This window comes from Paenibacillus sp. MER TA 81-3, assembly GCF_023713585.1.
GTDB lineage: Bacteria > Bacillota > Bacilli > Paenibacillales > Paenibacillaceae > Paenibacillus_B > Paenibacillus_B profundus.
In genome coordinates this window covers 18,171-34,930 of record NZ_JAMAWB010000035.1, presented here as the reverse complement: position 1 = coordinate 34,930, position 16,760 = coordinate 18,171, and the positions used below count along the sequence as shown (strand labels likewise).

15 protein-coding genes are annotated in these 16,760 nt (G+C 52.0%); 3 read left to right on the top strand and 12 right to left on the bottom strand.

The window, feature by feature from the left end:
- A complete protein-coding gene (locus M3650_RS29940; protein ID WP_251579929.1) occupies positions 1–1,110 on the top strand; it encodes an alpha/beta hydrolase in 1,110 nt (369 codons plus the stop codon).
- Positions 1,111–1,491: 381 nt separating this feature from the next.
- Here the strand turns inward: M3650_RS29940 and M3650_RS29935 are convergent, their stop codons facing one another.
- From M3650_RS29935 to M3650_RS29910, 6 genes are all read right to left on the bottom strand, one after another.
- Positions 1,492–3,228, bottom strand: a complete 1,737-nt coding sequence (locus M3650_RS29935) for a DUF4091 domain-containing protein (protein WP_251579928.1) — start codon at positions 3,226–3,228, stop codon at positions 1,492–1,494.
- Between the two features lie 24 nt (positions 3,229–3,252).
- A complete protein-coding gene (locus tag M3650_RS29930) occupies positions 3,253–3,393 on the bottom strand; it encodes a hypothetical protein (protein ID WP_251579927.1) in 141 nt (46 codons plus the stop codon).
- 158 nt (positions 3,394–3,551) lie between these two features.
- Positions 3,552–5,294 (bottom strand): glycoside hydrolase family 35 protein, encoded by a 1,743-nt coding sequence (locus M3650_RS29925; protein WP_251579925.1) that lies wholly within the window; start codon positions 5,292–5,294, stop codon positions 3,552–3,554.
- 210 nt (positions 5,295–5,504) lie between these two features.
- Positions 5,505–6,779, bottom strand: coding sequence for a methyl-accepting chemotaxis protein (locus tag M3650_RS29920; RefSeq protein WP_251579923.1), 1,275 nt, complete (start codon positions 6,777–6,779; stop codon positions 5,505–5,507).
- A 38-nt stretch (positions 6,780–6,817) separates the two neighbouring features.
- Positions 6,818–7,240, bottom strand: a complete 423-nt coding sequence (locus M3650_RS29915; RefSeq protein WP_019420335.1) for a disulfide oxidoreductase — start codon at positions 7,238–7,240, stop codon at positions 6,818–6,820.
- Between the two features lie 22 nt (positions 7,241–7,262).
- The gene (locus M3650_RS29910; RefSeq protein WP_407672887.1) at positions 7,263–7,979 is read right to left on the bottom strand and encodes a DsbA family protein; all 717 of its coding nucleotides are present in this window, start codon (positions 7,977–7,979) and stop codon (positions 7,263–7,265) included.
- A gap of 237 nt (positions 7,980–8,216) precedes the next feature.
- Between M3650_RS29910 and M3650_RS29905 the strand changes: the two genes are divergently transcribed.
- Positions 8,217–8,534, top strand: coding sequence for a class I SAM-dependent methyltransferase (locus M3650_RS29905; protein ID WP_311295170.1), 318 nt, complete (start codon positions 8,217–8,219; stop codon positions 8,532–8,534).
- A gap of 49 nt (positions 8,535–8,583) precedes the next feature.
- On the opposite strand, the gene M3650_RS29900 is transcribed toward M3650_RS29905, so the two are convergent.
- The gene (locus M3650_RS29900) at positions 8,584–9,888 is read right to left on the bottom strand and encodes a cell wall-binding repeat-containing protein (protein WP_251579921.1); all 1,305 of its coding nucleotides are present in this window, start codon (positions 9,886–9,888) and stop codon (positions 8,584–8,586) included.
- 191 nt (positions 9,889–10,079) lie between these two features.
- Here M3650_RS29900 and M3650_RS29895 point away from each other — a divergent pair, with 191 nt between their 5' ends.
- A complete protein-coding gene (locus M3650_RS29895) occupies positions 10,080–10,622 on the top strand; it encodes a GNAT family N-acetyltransferase (protein ID WP_251579919.1) in 543 nt (180 codons plus the stop codon).
- Between the two features lie 70 nt (positions 10,623–10,692).
- Here M3650_RS29895 and M3650_RS29890 read toward each other — a convergent pair whose 3' ends face one another.
- The 5 genes from M3650_RS29890 to M3650_RS29870 form a co-directional block, all read right to left on the bottom strand.
- Positions 10,693–12,936, bottom strand: a complete 2,244-nt coding sequence (locus M3650_RS29890; protein WP_251579917.1) for a heavy metal translocating P-type ATPase — start codon at positions 12,934–12,936, stop codon at positions 10,693–10,695.
- A complete protein-coding gene (locus M3650_RS29885) occupies positions 12,905–13,342 on the bottom strand; it encodes an ArsR/SmtB family transcription factor (RefSeq protein ID WP_251579915.1) in 438 nt (145 codons plus the stop codon). The genes M3650_RS29890 and M3650_RS29885 overlap by 32 nt, the downstream gene beginning before the upstream one ends.
- Before the next feature lie 641 nt (positions 13,343–13,983).
- Positions 13,984–14,721 carry a DNA-3-methyladenine glycosylase gene (locus M3650_RS29880; protein WP_251579913.1) on the bottom strand — a complete coding sequence of 246 codons (738 nt, stop codon included), beginning with the start codon at positions 14,719–14,721 and terminating at the stop codon, positions 13,984–13,986.
- An 89-nt stretch (positions 14,722–14,810) separates the two neighbouring features.
- Positions 14,811–15,758, bottom strand: coding sequence for a PD-(D/E)XK nuclease family protein (locus tag M3650_RS29875; protein ID WP_251579912.1), 948 nt, complete (start codon positions 15,756–15,758; stop codon positions 14,811–14,813).
- 241 nt (positions 15,759–15,999) lie between these two features.
- Positions 16,000–16,674, bottom strand: a complete 675-nt coding sequence (locus tag M3650_RS29870) for an SOS response-associated peptidase (protein WP_251579911.1) — start codon at positions 16,672–16,674, stop codon at positions 16,000–16,002.
- Positions 16,675–16,760 lie beyond the last annotated feature (86 nt).

Here is a 16,760-nt window from a genome sequence, read left to right as displayed (position 1 = left end):
ATGACAAGTGTAAATTGGGATGAAATTGCACACCCTAATAGACAAGAAGACAAGACTACGTGGATTAAGGAGTGGATTGACATGTGGATTCCGATAGTAGGCGGCATCATTCTGTTCATCCTGTTGTCCATCTGGATAATTCCGCAATTTGCCGTTTTTCAGATGACGCGGATGAAGAGCTCCACCTATGAACAATGCCTCGATTTGCTTGAACAGCATAAGGTGTTCCGTAAGAAGCAGTATGACGATTGCGATAAAGAGGAGCTGTTCATCCGCAGCCATGATGGCTTAGCGCTGCACGGGTATTATATCGAATCATTTCCTGCATCCAAACGTGTCATCATCATCGTGCACGGCTATACGTCGGCACTGACCTGGTCCGCCCAATTCATGGCGATGTTCTTCAAGCTGGGCTTTAACGTTCTGCTCGTAGATCAACGCCGTCACGGCCAGAGCGAGGGGCAGTATACCACCTTCGGATTTAACGAAAAAAAAGACGTGCAGGCATGGGTAGATTGGGTCATCGCCCGTAAAGGGGAAGACTGCGCAATCGGTCTGCACGGCCAGTCGCTGGGCGGCGGAACCGTACTCGAGTATGCCGCCATGCACCGTCCACAGGTCCGGTTCATTATTGCGGATTGCCCGTATTCGGACTTAACGGAGCTAATCCATCATCAGGTCACGAAGCTCAATCATATGCCCGCTTGGCCGATTATGCCGCTCATCAATCGCTTGTTAAAGCGCAAAGCTGGATTCGAGCTCGAGGACGTAAGCCCCATCCGCGTCATGAAGACATGCAGGCTGCCGATTATGTTCATTCATGGCAGCAAGGATATTTTCGTTCCGACCTACATGAGTGCCGACCTGTACAACGCAAAGCCCGAACCAAAAGCGTTCGTGCTGGTGGATGGGGCCACACACGGTGTTTCCTATTGCGTAGATAAAGAACGGTATGAAGCTAATGTTACGGACTTTGTCCTGCAAGTGGTTGGAAAACCTCAGCCAGAGGAATTGGAGCAGCCCGCTTCCGCGAAAATGCCAGTATGCGATACACCACAGGAGCAGCTCGTCCCCAATGAAGGGAATTCGGTCTTGCAGGGTGCCACGTAAGTGATTGCAACCATGCAGACCACATCATGAGAAAACCTCTATCGAACTGCAAGGCATGACTCTGCAATATTAACGAAATGATCCGTTCGTGCAATGATGCGAACAGAGCGATTCGATTCATCGGCCCCTTTGTTCCATTCTCCCCTTTCTTCAGAAGGTGGCATGTCCAATGATAATTATAGTTAACTCCCATTAACTTACATACATCAGCCGCTTCATGCCATGGTATCTATTCGAAGCTATATACGCCTTGCCCTTAACGTTATCCTGCCTGATTATATGGGAGAATGGACATAAGGACTATTGAACGGAAGCCCGTCAATCTGTTTTCGTTTTAAAAGAAAAGGGGCTGACCCTTGGAACAGCCTCTCCATTTATAATTTATACTCGCTCTGTTACACCGAGAAGCAGTTCGTCATAGTCTGCCGCGCTCAAGCTATACATCGCCTCTGCATGTGCACGGCGGTCGGGATCGCAGTCTGCAATCTGCTTATAGCGGAATACGCGTGCTAAGGCCGCCTTAACCCGTTCGCCTTCGCCCTGCTCCTTCAGCAGCTGCATGAGCTCGAAATCGCGGATGCCGCGCTGCAGCCATTTGTAGCGCAGCGACAAGAGCGGCTTGCCGAGCGGACCCGGATAGACGAAGTTCGTATCCCCGGCCTTCCAAATCTCTGAGCGGTATGCTAACTTCTCGAGAGGATGATCCGGCCATACGGTATAATTCCAGCGCAGGAAGCCGTCCAGTCCAAGCTGCTCAACATACCACGCGACGAGTCTGCTCTCCAGCGCCGGTGAACCAAGGAACGTGTTCGGGCGGTCCGGACTACAGCAGACGTAGTACAACAGCGTTCCGTCAATCGACGGGCGCTGCTCCATCAGCCGCTCATGCTCCTTCACGACACAGTAGAAGCTCGGCACGTAATCGGACACGCCTTCCATTCCTTTTTCCACGAACTCGACGTGATTGATGGCGACTTTATACTTGAAGGTCGGCGCCGCCTGGCGCAGCCAAGAGAGCTTCTCATTGAAGAGGTCGTAATCCGCCGGTTCGTCCGCCAAAATCCGCACTCGCTCCACCCGTCCCGTAGCCGTAAAGTGAGCCTCCAGCGCTTGAACGTAGGCGCGCAGTTCGCTCTCCCCGCGCATGAAGCGGTATGTGCTGCTCGCTTCGTCATAGTAACGGACACGAATCGCATCTGATACGCCTTCGACCAGCGCACCATATCCTGCATGCGTGTCCTGCCAAATGTTCAAAAGGCCGAACACTTCGATTTCACGAGATATGCCGTGTTGCTCGCCGAGCTCTATATAGCGTTCCAAGGCGGAGAAATCGTAACGGAACGCCCCATCCGCCGCCTTCTGCACGGATACGATGCTGTATTCGAACAAGTCCGACGGGTCCCGGTCGTTATGGGACATTTGCCCAGACCATGGAACTTCGGAGACGACGACCGTGACGGATTTCTGCCCCAGTTGGCCCATACTTTCTAAATAAGCATCCAATACAGCAAAATGCTCTTCTGTCCAGAGGCCGGTGTTATATTTCCGCGCGATATTCGAGCTATGCTGCCACAAATCCAGATAGAAGCGGTAATCCTTCGCTTCAGGAAGTGTCTCTTCCGCCACGATCCATTCGAACGTGCACTCGCCGACACACTGCTCATCCTCGAACATTTGATGAGTGAACAGGCGGACACGGCCATGGTACGTTCCTGCCCTCATCGACTCTCCCGCTGGAAGTTCCACCCATACCGGCTGCACTTGGCGCGCTTCCGCCCGTATATGCGAATCTTCAAGCAGCAGATCTGCCTTCGGCGTTCCGTCGTCGTCCCGCATGAATCCGATCAGCTTCACGTCCGGATGAACAGATGCTCCTGCAATGGCAACCTCCACGCGAGCAATGTTCAGCGCTCCACCCTTCCAGAACAGCGTATCGGCATTCTTCGCGAGAAGGAACGGCTCGTCGCTCGATACCAATACTTGAAACGCTGCACTATCCCGCTTGCAGCTGACAACGCGCTGATGCCGCTTCTTCGCGAGTGTCGTATACCGATTCCATTCATTGTAGCTGCGCACTTCCTTGTGGAACATATCTGTTACGCCTACATACATCGTCATACCGTGTATCCCCCTTTTTACCGATTACAGAATGACTTCACGTACGAACAAATCCTCTGGCAACCGTGCATCCCAAGCTGCCGGAATCGGCAATCCGAGCACTGTCGCCACGACAGCTGCCGTGTCTTTGAACGTCAAGCCGTCCAGTCGGGCCGAACGGTTCACCTCTATGTTGAAGTATGGCTTTCGGATTGAACAGTATCAGCAGCATCCGACATTTCGTACACAGACAACCGTTGCAAAGACACTGTAGTAAAGGCAATCAAGGGATGCCCGCAGGAAACAGGCACCCCCTTCGCATTCATTTTTCGTCCGCCCCGGCCTTACAAGGAAGGCTCCGCTTCGAAGCAAAGTTGATTTCCCGCTGCGTGCAATTCAAACACGACGATGTCGTTGCGACCCTTGCGCAATATCGGCGCAGGCACGAACAGCGTCTGCTGGGGCCCCACTTCCCAATAACGGCCCAGGTTGAAGCCGTTGATGAAGACGACGCCTTTCTTCCATCCGTCGAGACGCAGGAACGTATCTTTCGGCGTCCCCTCAATCGTCAGCGTTGCTTCATAGAAACCCGGCTGCTCGCCTTCCAGCTCTGAAGCCGACGCATCGAAGCGCAGACCGTCGAGCGTCGCCAGCTCCAGATTGCGCACTTCCCAGTGGAACAGGAATTGCCCATTCAAGCGCACGCCGTGCGTGATGCCTTTGCGGTCATACAGCTCTGGACCGTAGTTGACCCGGCCCATATTTTCCACGAGAATGTCGAGCTGCGCGCCGCCTTCCGGAATGACGACCGGAATGGACTTCGGATCCCAACGTTCGACGACACCGACCAGCTTCCGATCCAGGAAGACAAGGGCGCGGTCGCGCACGTCTTGAATCGTCAGGCGGCTTTCCGGACGAGGCCCCGAAATACGCGTGGAGTACATAATAAAGCCGTAGTTCTGCCCGTATTTCTCCATCGGTTCCGGACATACACTCGTCTTCGCATCGGCCATCGAAGCGAGTGTGTCGAACAAGTTGACACGTCGTGACACCTGCACAGCGCCATAATCCGCTTTAGGCGTATTCGCCGGCAATTCACCTTCCGGAAGCTCTGCATACTTCCCAATCACTTCACGGAACGCATAATACTTCGGTGTAAGATCGCCTGCTTCGCTAATTGCCACGTCATAGTCATAGCTCGTGACGGTCGGCTCATACTTGCCGCCGTGGTTCGCCCCGTTCCAGAAGCCGAAGTTCGTTCCGCCATGCGCCATGTAGAAGTTGACCGATGCCCCGATGCGCAGCATGTCGTCCAGCACATTGGATGCGTCTTCGATATTGCGGGTGTGATGCTGCTCGAACCAATGGTCGAACCAGCCGTTCCAATATTCCATGCACATGAGCGGCGCATCCGGTTGATATTCCTTCAGCTTATCGAAGGCTTCCTCCACGCGGGAGCCGAAGTTGACTGTCGCCAGCACGCCTTCCGCCATGCCGCCTTGCAGCATATCGTCCTGCGGTCCGTCGGAGGTGAACAGCAGCACGTCTACACCGCGCTCGATAAGCATCTGGCGCAGCGACTGCAAGTAGGCATGGTCATTCCCGTAACTGCCGTATTCGTTCTCGATTTGCACCGCGATAATCGGGCCGCCTTGCGTAGCGAGCAGCGGCGTAAGTTGAGGAAGGAGCGCATCATAATAAGCGGCTACTTTGTCCAAATAACGCGGATCGCTGCAGCGGAGACGCATCTCGTCCTTCAAGAGCCAAGCCGGCAGACCGCCGAATTCCCATTCCGCGCAGATGTACGGGCTTGGACGAACAATGACATACAGTCCCACTCTCTCAGCGACACGAACGAACTCAGCTACATCCGCCATCCCTTCGAAATTGAACTGTCCTTCCCGCGGCTCGTGCATGTTCCACGCAATGTACGTCTCCACGCAATTGCAGCCGAGCGCCTTCAGCTTAAGCAGCCGATCTTCCCAATACTCCGGCACGATACGATAATAATGAACGGCGCCCGAGATGAGTTGAGTTGGCTTGCCCTCTACAAAAAATTGCTTGCCTTGGTACGAAAGCGTTGTCATGAATCTCTCTCCTTCAGTTGTATCATTATGTTCCTACATAGTCGTAAGGAAGAAATAAAAAACTTTTCATTGTATCTCCATGATAGCGTTTTTTTCGAGATTGAACATGCATTTTATTTACCTCTATATGCACAAATGTTGCAAAAAATGACCTGCATCACTCAAAAGTGTGCAGGTCACAGTCATTTTATATGAAATTATAGCTTATAATCAGCTTTTAAACACTTCAATTTGCGCTTTCAAACGGCTCGCTTGATCACGCAAAACGTCGGAAGAAGCTGCCATTTCTTCCATAACAGCCGTCTGCTCCTGCGTTGCGCTCGCCACTTGCCGCGTGCCCGCCGCCATTTCATTGACGACGGCGGCCATTTGCCGCGTTTGTTGCAACGTGGACGCGAACCGTTCCGTCTGTTGACCGACCGACGTCGCAATGTCATGCACGGCTGTAGACGCCTGCTTCGTTACCTCAGCAATCGTATTGAGCGCACGCGCAGCATCATCTTTTTTCCCGGCTTCCAGACTTACCGTCTCGACCTGAGCCGTAATGTGCCCCACTGCTTCCACCACTTGGGACTGCATATGGATAATCCGCTCGTTAATGCTGCTGACAGCTGCCGCGCTCTGTTCCGCCAGCTTCCGGACTTGGGACGCAATGACGGCAAAGCCTGCCCCCTGCTCTCCTGCGCGCGCCGCTTCAATGGAAGCGTTCAGGGCGAGCAAATGCGTCTGGTCCGCAATTTCACGCACCGCGATCGATATATCCCCGATCTGCTCAGCCTGCTCGTTCAACCGCTGTACCGAGTTAATCGAGGCTTGTCCGGCTTCCGCGGCATGCAGCATGCCATCGATGATCGATTTCAAAATATCTTCGCTCTCTGCCAGCGTGTCCAGCGTATCTGCCGTCATGCGCTCGGTCTCACCTGCTCGTTCCTGTACGGCGACGGCAGAGGCATGAATTTCTTCTACCGATGCAGCCGATTGCGCCGTCCAGGTCGCTTGCTGCTCCGCCCCATGGTTCATATCCTCCGCAGTGCGTGAAATATGCTCAATTTGCTCGGCCGCATGCGTCATCGCGTCGCTGAGCATGGAAGTATTGCGAGTTGTAATGTCTACACTGCTCTTAATTTCTACAATCATCCCTTGAAGGTTATGAATCATTTTACCGAAAGAATGGGTCAAGACCCGAACTTCATCCTGGAAGCGATAGGTAGGCAGCGTCACGCTCAATCGGCCTTGCGCCGCTTCGTCCGCCGCTTTCGTCAGCTGAATGAGCGGCTTTACAATCAAGCTTGCAGCCAACCATCCGAGCAGGCACGTCCAAAATATGCCGAGCATAAAAATAATCGCATCATATGCTATATCGCCCATATTCGGGGCAATATACGGCTTCAGTACGAAGATAAAGAAACCGCTTGTCGCATAGGTAACTCCAGATACGATAAGCATGCCGAACACCATTTTCTTCTGCAGTCCGAATTTCATCATTCTATCTCCCCCATGTGTTGATGATAACCCGTCGCACTCTATTCTTGTGGTTCGTGCTTACGCGCAAGGAGCAGCAATATCGTGATGAACAAAAAAGCAACGAATGCCAGAAGCGGTATCGTAATCCATCCGTATGCATCCACATAATCCGTATTGCAAGGGATGCCAGAGCGACAAGGCGATGTGTTGGCCATTGCAGGAATTTTTTGCACCATGTAATGATAAGTCGAAATCAATCCTCCGACTATCGATAACGGCAGGGCATAACGAACTACACTGCGGTCATTCCGGTAAGCGGCAATGCCGAGCAGAATCACCATCGGGTACATGAAGATGCGCTGAAACCAGCACAGCTTGCACGGCTCCCACAGTAAAATATCACTCATATACAAGCTCCCGCCTGCCGCGACAAATGAAACGAGCCAAGCGAAATGCAAGGCGTAACGCCGGATAACCATCATATAGCTTCCACGCCCCCATCCATTATTTCGCTTCGTTCAGCGCCGTCTCCACAAACGCTTTCAATTGACTGTAATTATCCCATTGTCCCGTAAATTCTTTGCCGTTCACGAATACGGTCGGCGTGCCGTTCACTCCGGCTTTGTGAGCCATCTCTTCATCGCTTGCTACCTTGCCTTGCATCGTGCGATCGTTTAAAGCCTGCTCAAGCTGGCCTGCGTCAATATCGGGCACGACACGCTTCGCCAAATCAACAAGGAACGGGACAGTTACCCAATCCTTTTGCTCACTTTGCTGGGATGTATACAATTCATGATGGAAGGTCCAGAACGATTCCGGGTTTTGGCGAAATACTTCTTCTGCCGCTTCGGAAGCCAGCTCGGATTTAGGAATGACCAGCTTGTTCATAAATGTAAACGTAGCCTTGCCCGTATCCACGAAATCCGCTTTTAACTTCGGATAAAGCTGATCCGTCCAAATTTTGCAGGCTGGGCACTTGTAGTCGCCGAACTCCACGATCGACACCTTCGCGTCCTTTGAACCAAGCGTCGGCTGGCCTTCAAGATTGAATTCTACCGCTGGCTTGTTCGCCATTTCGTCTGTTTTAATTTTCTCTCCTTGTTTATTTAACACAAAAATAATGCCGAGCAGTACGATAATGGCAATCGGCAGCATAATGAGAAACATGCGTTCGTTTCCTTTTTTACCTTTGCGTGATGATGACTTTGCCAATACATTCACCTCTTCTAACTTTTTTTCACCTAGTTTAAATGTACTGGAAAGCTCGTCATATTTCCATTTCTTTTGTCAAAAAAAACATTTAAAATCGTGACTTACGCCATTATTTGTTAACATCTCCCATGTTATATAGTTGTACCCTATAATAGGGATAGGTATTATATATTTGTCCTATAATCTAAATTCTGCCATACTACAATAATCAATAGGGACTTTTTGAACGACTTTACACGCGAGGTGATGAATATGCCGCCCCATAATGAATGGAAACCCGAGCTGTATGATGATAAGCTGCGCTTCATTTCCGTCTACGGCAAAGACGTTGTCGATCTGCTTCGCCCCCAGGAGGGGGAACGCATTCTTGATTTGGGCTGTGGCACTGGGGATCTTACTGCACAGATTGCCGCTTCGGGCGCTCATACAGAGGGTATCGATAAATCAGCGGACATGATTGAACAGGCACGCCGAAAATATCCAACGCTTCCGTTCATTTGTGCACAGGGACAATGGGTTGCGGACTACAGGCGGCTGCGCTTCTCTGCCTTGAAGCCAGGCTGACATGACGAGAGCTTAGCCATGTCAGTCCATAGCTAAGCTCTCTAACTTGTTACCCATGATGTCCCGCGTGAGGGCTGCTCTTGCTCCCAGCCTTCTTAGGCTCAATCTCAAGCAAGGCATCGATCTCGCTTTGAACGCTCGGCATTACGCTCCCTTCGGCTCCCGTAAGCCAAGCTGCATTATAAGGCCCTTCCACCGGCGTTGTAATGTACCTTGGCCGGACGGACTCGAGATACGTCCGCACATCGTCCGGAACTTGCCACCCGCTCATCCATAGCAGCGGTGCATGCTTGCCCAGATGCGCGAACGGAGCCTGTGCAATCGCCAACCATTCATCCCCCTCCCGCACGAAGGAGAAGTTATGCCCCGCCGTCGTAATGCCCCAGCCGAAGCCCGTCTTGTTATCTTTATACTTGGCGAACGCAATCGCTTGCTGCATCGGGTCCTTCCCTTGAATGCGCACGACTCTGCCGAACACTTCTAGCTCCTTGGCCACGCCTTCAGGCACCGCTTGCTCTGGCCCGATTACATACATGACCGCTTGCTTGCGCCGCTTCGCCAACGCATCGGCTGTCGCCTGCGGGATCCCCTTATTGCTGACGTAGAGCACCGGCTCCGGCATATGGGCAATCCAGTTGACAGCCGGCAGAGCGAACTTCGCATCATCTGTCGATGCAATGACGACCGATTTCGGCTGTTCCTTGTTCACCCGTGTATAATATGCATCGATATCAGCGGCAACCTTCGCAGGCTGATCGCCTTTAATGACATCAACCTGCAAACCGAGCTCCTTGATTTCTTCCGTGACGCTGGCATCTACATCACCGACCACGATCGCCTGCACCCCACCATTTTCTGGGGAACCTTTCGGTTTTAGCCGTTTTAGCTCAGATAGCGTTTCGTCAGGAATGCTATCCTTCGTAATATAAAGCACTGGTCCGTTATTCGGAAAATGAATTAAATCAGCTGCCGCCATGGCAATCGCCCAGTCGTCATTCGGTACGAGCACCACTCCATTCGGCCGCTGGTTATCGTCAGTCGCTGGCCATACCGTCCGTGAAATGGTTACAGCCGCTTTAACCGGGTCGTTTGTATTGACGCGCACCGTGTTCTTCGTTGCAATCCAAGGCGCATGTATGACTTGCTCATTAACAAGCGGTTCTCCTGCATGAAATGCCGCTTCTCCTGTGGAGGCAGACATCGTATCGGTGCAACCTGCCAGCAGCAGCACCGCAAGGATGCACGCCAATCGTCTGGCATAGGTTGTTGTGACGGCATATGCCCGGTTCGGCCGTTCCTCCGGCCGCAGATGTGCCGTATAGTCTCCCCGGCCATCGGTGCCAATGGAATTCATCGCTTCGCCCACTCCTTAACAGTAACAGTTGGTTTATGTTGTTAAGGTTGCCCGGCGATCCAACTTTTTACTCCTGATTGCGGTATCATTCCATCCTGACATATTTGACGCCAGCACTTTGTCGTCCTTGCAGGATTGCGCTAAAATAGCATTATTATGGACGCAGCGAAACGTACGAGAGGAGTAGAGATATGAGTGAATTCACTATAAAAGAAGATATGATTGCTGACGACATTGTAGCGGCTCAAGCAACACCAGAAGATACGAGCGTAGTGATGTCGCTGTTGGTACAGACGGCCGAATGGCTGCGAAGCAAAGGCTCTAGCCAATGGAGTGGACTATTGGAAGGTGAAGACACACATGATATGACCGGCGCGATTGCAAACGGAGACGTGTTCGTCTTCAAGCAGGGCGTTCAGATAGCCGGTGTCATCATGATGCTGCAGCAGCCGAGTGAATGGGACTGCTCCCTATGGGGCGAAGAGGGGCACGAGAGCAGCATTTATTTGCATCGACTAGCCATTCATCGCGCTTATTCCGGCAGACGACTCGGCGCAGCAATGATGAGATGGGTGGATCAAGGAATCTCATTCGCTGGCAAAGACCGGCTTCGCTTGGATTGCATCGCAAGCAATGATGCGCTGAACGCCTTCTACCAGAGTATTGGATATGAGTATAAAGGGAGCCATTCGAGCGGATTTAACATCTATGAAAAAACAACTTCCCAAATGTAGCTTCGCTGGCGAAAAAGGCCGCTGCTCCGCCCGTTAAGGAGGGATAGCGGCCTTCTATGCTATAAGATGCTTATTCGCGATCTTTGCCAAGCAGAATCGTAAGTCCGAGCAGTGTCACTAAGATGGTCGCGCCCATATCGGACAGAATAGCGATCCAAAGCGTCAACCATCCTGGAATAGTGAGCAGCAGCGCAACAATTTTAAGAACCAATGTAATGCCAATGTTCCAGCGGATGATCCGGTTCACCTTGTGGGAAATACGAATCGCAATCGGAAGCTTGCCAAGATGATCCTGCATCAGCACGATGTCGGCCGTCTCGACGGCGCTGTCTGTTCCTTTGCCCATCGCGATTCCAAGCTGTGCCGAAGCCAACGCCGGCGCATCATTGATGCCGTCGCCAACCATGGCGACACGGTATTGCTGCGACAGTTCCTTAATCTTCTCAACCTTCTGCTGCGGCAGCAGCTGCGCATACCAATCGGTTACGCCCACATTATCTGCAACTTGCCGTGCCGATTGCGCATGGTCTCCAGTCAGCATGACCGTATGCTTGACGCCTGCTGCATGCAGCGCTGCGATCGTATCTTTGCTCTCTTCGCGAATTTCGTCTGCGAGTCCGAACAATCCGAGCGGCTCTTGCGTATGCTCGGAGACGACTACGACGAGCGTCAGACCGCGCGCTTTCAGCTGTTCCGCTTCTTCACGCGCCTTCCGTACGCGCTCCGCGGCCTCTCCTTGCGGCGCCAATTTATCCAGTACGCGCTCGCTGCCGACCCAATACGTCACTCCGTCGATGATGGCACGGATGCCTTCACCCGGAACCGTCTCGCTATGCGACGGTTCTGGGAACGCCGCTTCGCCCTTCGCTTCTAAGTATCGCATAATAGCTTTGGCGAGCGGATGCAACGAGGCTTGCTCCACCGCACCGACTACTTGATAGAATTGGTCCGGCCGGTAAATCGATTCCGCCTGCACAGCGGGTTCCCCTTTGGTCAGCGTACCCGTTTTGTCGAAGGCGAGTGCTTCAATCTTGCCGAGCTGCTCCAAGTGAACGCCGCCCTTTACGAGAATACCGTTGCGGGCAGTGCGGGTAATCCCGCTCACAATGGCAATTGGCGACGATAGAATGAGCGCGCACGGACAACCGACAATGAGTACAGCCAGCCCTTGATAAAGCCACTTGTACCAGTCTCCATCGAACAGCAGCGGCGGCACGAGAATGACAAGCGCAGCCACAATCATAATAATTGGTGTATACACCTTCGCAAAGCGGTCGATAAACAATTCCGTCGGCGTCTTCGTATCCTGCGCTTCCTGAACGAGATGCAGTATTTTCGCGAGCGATGAATCCTCGTACGCCTTATCAATCCGCACCTTCAAGACGCCGTCTGTATTCACGCTGCCACCAAACACAACGTCGCCGTTCTGTTTCGATACCGGCAGCGACTCCCCTGTAATAGCCGCCTCATTAACGGCGCTATGCCCTTCAAGCACCGTACCATCGGAAGGAATCTTCTCTCCGGGACGAACGAGTACTGTATCGCCCATGACGAGCTGTTCAATTGGGATCGTCACCGACTGCCCATCCCGCAGTACTGTTGCCTGCTTCGGCGCTACTGCAAGCAGTGCTTCCATCGATTGGCGCGCACGCTCCATCCCATAGCCCTCAAGCAGTTCGTTCAGACCGAACAGAATGGCAACGAGCGTCGCTTCCTTCCACTCTCCGATCAATACCGCACCGGTCAAAGCTACTGTCATCAGCGTATCCATGTTGAAGCGAAGGCGGAGCAGGTTGCGCAAGCCTTTCAGGAACGTCACATGTCCGCTTAACAGCATAGCCAACAAATATACGGCGATAAGAACCGCGCTAGGAATCCGGCCATCCAACAAAAAGGTAGAGATAAATAAAATACCGGAGCTGCCGAGGAACCACTTCATCTTCTTCATATCTCCGTGGCTGTGGTCATGCCCGTGACCATCTCCATGTTCATGGCCATGAGCGTGATCGTGACTGTGGGCGTGTGAATGATTATGCCCCTCAGCATGAGAATGCCCTTTCGACTTCGAGCTTGCCCCAGACCCTGACTCGACAATTCTAGCTCCATCCGTTCGCAATATACGATTCACTTTGGCCATATCAATGTTGCGGCTCAGCTTCAGCGTGCCGCTGTTATAATTCAGGACGGCATTGTCTCCATGGTCAAGGCGGCGTATTTCCTCCTCCAGACCTTTTGCGCAGTTGGCGCAAGACAGCCCTTGCACACGATATGCGGCTCGTTCATCAGTTTGTTGTGGAATGCCCCGTGTCGTCATGGCAATGCTCCTCTCTGAGATGCTCAAGCGTCATCCGAATCAGCGTACTGATATGATGGTCATTCAATGTATAAAAGACGTTCTTCCCTTCCTTGCGCGACTTGGCGATGCCAAGCGACTTCATCAAGCGCAAATGATGGGACGCCGTCGCTATCGATTGTCCAGTCAATATCGCCATATCACAGACGCACAGTTCCTCACCCTCATCCAGCAAGCACGCCATTTTCATACGTGTCGGATCGGACAGCGCTTTGAACATCTGCGCCATTCCCTGTACTTCGTTATCCTCTACACGCCCTTTTAAGGAGTTAATCTTCTCCGTATCGTAGCATACGATTTCACATACGTCGTCTTTCACATGGTCAAGCCCATTCTCGTCAGACTTCATTATTTTCCGTGCAGCCATTTGCGTCACCTCACCTGTATATTGTTGTAAAGTTGGTTAAATATTAAGCATGTAAACTGAAAAGTGGAACTGCATTTGCAAGATAATCGTAAACATTACAATAATCAAACTAATGTTTGAATGTTTATATATTTGTAGTATACAACGACTCGTTCATAAATTCAAACGAATATTTTAATGTCATAAAAAAACTTTATCGGCACCTTACAAAAATGAGCGGCAGTGTTTGAATGCCCTCTGTAAAATTGTAGGGATGGGAACTTCATTATTAACGATATGTTCCGTTCATGCAGTGACGCATTCACACTGAAGGGGATTCCCCCAACCGTCCCTTTGCATCATTCTCCCCTTCCATCAGGAGACGACACAACCTATGACAATTCTGGTTCACTGTCATCATAATCGGCCGCTTATTGCCATGATATCTATACCAAACAGCATGTGCCATTTCTCTGTCATTATCCTCCCTGACTGTACGGGAGAGTGGATGTAAGGACCGTTGCACGGTAGACCGACAGCATGTTCTCTGTTGAAGGGGAATGAAAAAAAGGCGCATCCCCTCTTCGGCATCATCATTACCGACAGGATACACCATAGATTACCGTCTTACCGTCACTCCCTTTAGCCTTACGCTTGTCCGCTCACTCTGCTCCATACAACGTGCTCCAAGCTGCCGTCAACGACACGGCCTGCTTATCGTTAACCGACACATACGGATCATCCTGCACATAGAACCGCCATAGCTTGCTCTCATATTCTTGCGCATACGGAATGTTGATGCGCGGCGCACACACAATCCTGTCCGCCCCCGGCCATGTCCCGCCTTCCATCCACAGATCATCGCTATGCATCATATCTATGCCGTTGCATTGCTTATCGATCTGCAGCGCCTGACAGAGCTTTCCCGGACCGTTGCATAAATCCGCCGCTTTCCGCGAACGAATGCGGCGGAACTGCTTCATTCTCGCTTCATCGTCGTCCGTCAGCGGCGCGATTGCCCGGATAAGCACCGCTTCCGGCTTGTCCGTTGCGTTCGCCACCACGTTCAGGCAATGATACATGCCGTAAATGAAATAGACATAGGCCGTTCCACCGTCATGGAACATCGTCTCCGTCCGCGCCGTCCGCCGTCCATTATAAGCATGGCAGCCTTTGTCTTCAGGACCGACATAGGCTTCCGTCTCTACAATTCGGCTCCTGATGATGCCCGCTTCCGTCCTGCGTACCAGCACACTGCCGAGCATCGTCATGGCTAGCGTAACTGCATCGTGCTGATACGTACCACGGGTATACCGCCCATCTGGCGGCAGAGGCACAAAAAATGCCGCTCCTGTAGAGTCCTCTACCTGTCCCGCACCCCTATTCACCGCTTCCGTCATCTGTCCATCCCCCTTCCTTTTCCATACTGTTGCTTTGGTTTGGTTCTCCTTTTGTTCATGCCACTCGATTTCTGATGACGGCGCTAAACTCAAGAAGCAGAAGATGTGTCCTCCGACCGCTGTCCATATTCACATATTTCAAGGAATGCGCAGCGGCGGCAGCGGCGAGCATTCTCTGTCGGCTCGAAGGAATCTACCGATAACGGGCGGTTGATCGCCGGCTCCGCCAAATAATCTCTCATCAACTGAATGCTTGTGACCACGTGCCGCTCTAACTCCGCCATCTCTTCACCTTCGACCTGATCCTCGTAACATTGTCCGCTCAGCAAATACTCCGTTCGTATATCAAGACGTTCATACGGCACTTCGTACATCCGATGCACGTATAGACCATACAGCCTCAGTTGCGTCTTGTTCCGTTCGTCTTCCTGTCCCGTTTTCCAATCCACTATGACGTGCCGATTATCTTGGCGGAACATGAAGTCAAGCTTCACATACACTTTCGTACCCGCTACCTCGATCGTATTGAGCCGTTCGATTTCCAGCAAGCGAGCTTGCTGCTCCTGAACGAACTGCTGCAGGCTGCGGCTGCCCAAAAATCGGTCCGCAAGTATCGGAATGCGGCGTTTAATCGTGTCGGCCACATGGTGCGGAAGCTCGCCGTCATAATACATCTCATGCAGCATCGTGCGCTTCTTCGGCTGCTCCCGCCATGCCGCTTGATCTAATGAATCCTTATACGCTTGATTCAACAAGTTGCGCACTCGCCGCGTCAGCTCATCCGCTTCCAGCAGGCGTCCTGCCTGATTGAACTGCATCAGCGTCGTCTCCGCCATTTTATGCATCGCATCTCCAAATACCAGATACAGGTTCGTCATCTGCTTCAGGCGATATGCCTGCTTGGCTAGCTCCGGCGCATCGGCCAACCAGCCGTTATGCGCAGCATAATAGTGATAGTAATATTTGCGGCGGCACTCTTCGAACAACGTATGCCGCGACGGCGACCACGACCATTCCGGGTAAGGATTTCGCTGCACGGATATATCCACTCCTTTTATCGTTCACACGGCTTCCCGCAGCACCTTGAGCCTCTTCCGCGGTGAAGGAACGACTTCTTTGCATCTTGAATCTATTATACCGTCCGGTATTCGATTGTAAAAAACGTTCATGCATGACAACGATGCTGCCGGATAACTTCTATATGTCTGCCCTCTCCAATTCACCGGGATCAACGAAGCCGCTTACCCGATAGGGCAGCGGCTTCGGATTTGCGTGCTTTCAATTTTTTACCCATGCGACTTTCAAATCCATCTCTTTGATGCAGTCCGAAGTATCATACAGGTCGTTATTGACAAGCGGCGACACTGGGTAGACATTCATTCGCGCCGGGCTGTAAGGACGCAGCATGTGGGCCAACGCCTCTACTTCTGTCGTCTCACTGTTCAGCCAGGTCTCCGCCTCACTCTGCTCCAAAATCGCTGGCATCCGCGCATCAAATTCCGCAATCAGATCATTGGCCCGGGTCATAAGTAGTGTACAGGTACGGTACGCCTCGCCGCGCGAATCTTTCCATATATCATACAGTCCGGCCACTCCGAAGATTCCTCTCGTCCGTAGCACCGCACGCATCGGATAGCTCTTCTTTCCTTCCTGCCGCCAATAATAGAACCCGCTGCAAGGAATGATGCACCTTTGCCGCTCGACGACTTTCCAATAGGCAGAATTCTCATGCACCGCATAAATGTCCGCATTCAGCGAGTCTTTGCCCCAGAACGGGACCATTCCCCACCGGTACTCATCCAGTATTCGTTCGCCGCCTGTTTGCAGCACGACCGGAACCGTCTGCGTCGGGCTGATGTTGAACCGGTGCTTGTAATGGAACATCACTCTGTTAATTTGAAAATAATGCGTAACCTCCGGTAAATCCGCCGCTAATGAAAATCTTCTGCACATCCACATCATCCTCCCGTTGAAGAGGTTGTTCAAAAAGTCCCCTTTTGAACACACACTTGAATCGTATTGTTTGTAAAGAAAGGAAT

What these genes read in the sequence shown, in the direction of transcription:
- M3650_RS29940 (WP_251579929.1), top strand. Translation starts at nt 1, where the DNA reads ATGACAAGTGTAAATTGGGATGAAATTGCACACCCTAATAGACAAGAA.
- M3650_RS29935 (WP_251579928.1), bottom strand. Translation starts at nt 3,228, where the DNA reads ATGACGATGTATGTAGGCGTAACAGATATGTTCCACAAGGAAGTGCGC.
- M3650_RS29925 (WP_251579925.1), bottom strand. Translation starts at nt 5,294, where the DNA reads ATGACAACGCTTTCGTACCAAGGCAAGCAATTTTTTGTAGAGGGCAAG.
- M3650_RS29920 (WP_251579923.1), bottom strand. Translation starts at nt 6,779, where the DNA reads ATGATGAAATTCGGACTGCAGAAGAAAATGGTGTTCGGCATGCTTATC.
- M3650_RS29915 (WP_019420335.1), bottom strand. Translation starts at nt 7,240, where the DNA reads ATGATGGTTATCCGGCGTTACGCCTTGCATTTCGCTTGGCTCGTTTCA.
- M3650_RS29905 (WP_311295170.1), top strand. Translation starts at nt 8,217, where the DNA reads ATGAATATGCCGCCCCATAATGAATGGAAACCCGAGCTGTATGATGAT.
- M3650_RS29900 (WP_251579921.1), bottom strand. Translation starts at nt 9,888, where the DNA reads ATGAATTCCATTGGCACCGATGGCCGGGGAGACTATACGGCACATCTG.
- M3650_RS29895 (WP_251579919.1), top strand. Translation starts at nt 10,080, where the DNA reads ATGAGTGAATTCACTATAAAAGAAGATATGATTGCTGACGACATTGTA.
- M3650_RS29890 (WP_251579917.1), bottom strand. Translation starts at nt 12,936, where the DNA reads ATGACGACACGGGGCATTCCACAACAAACTGATGAACGAGCCGCATAT.
- M3650_RS29885 (WP_251579915.1), bottom strand. Translation starts at nt 13,342, where the DNA reads ATGGCTGCACGGAAAATAATGAAGTCTGACGAGAATGGGCTTGACCAT.
- M3650_RS29880 (WP_251579913.1), bottom strand. Translation starts at nt 14,721, where the DNA reads ATGACGGAAGCGGTGAATAGGGGTGCGGGACAGGTAGAGGACTCTACA.
- M3650_RS29870 (WP_251579911.1), bottom strand. Translation starts at nt 16,674, where the DNA reads ATGTGCAGAAGATTTTCATTAGCGGCGGATTTACCGGAGGTTACGCAT.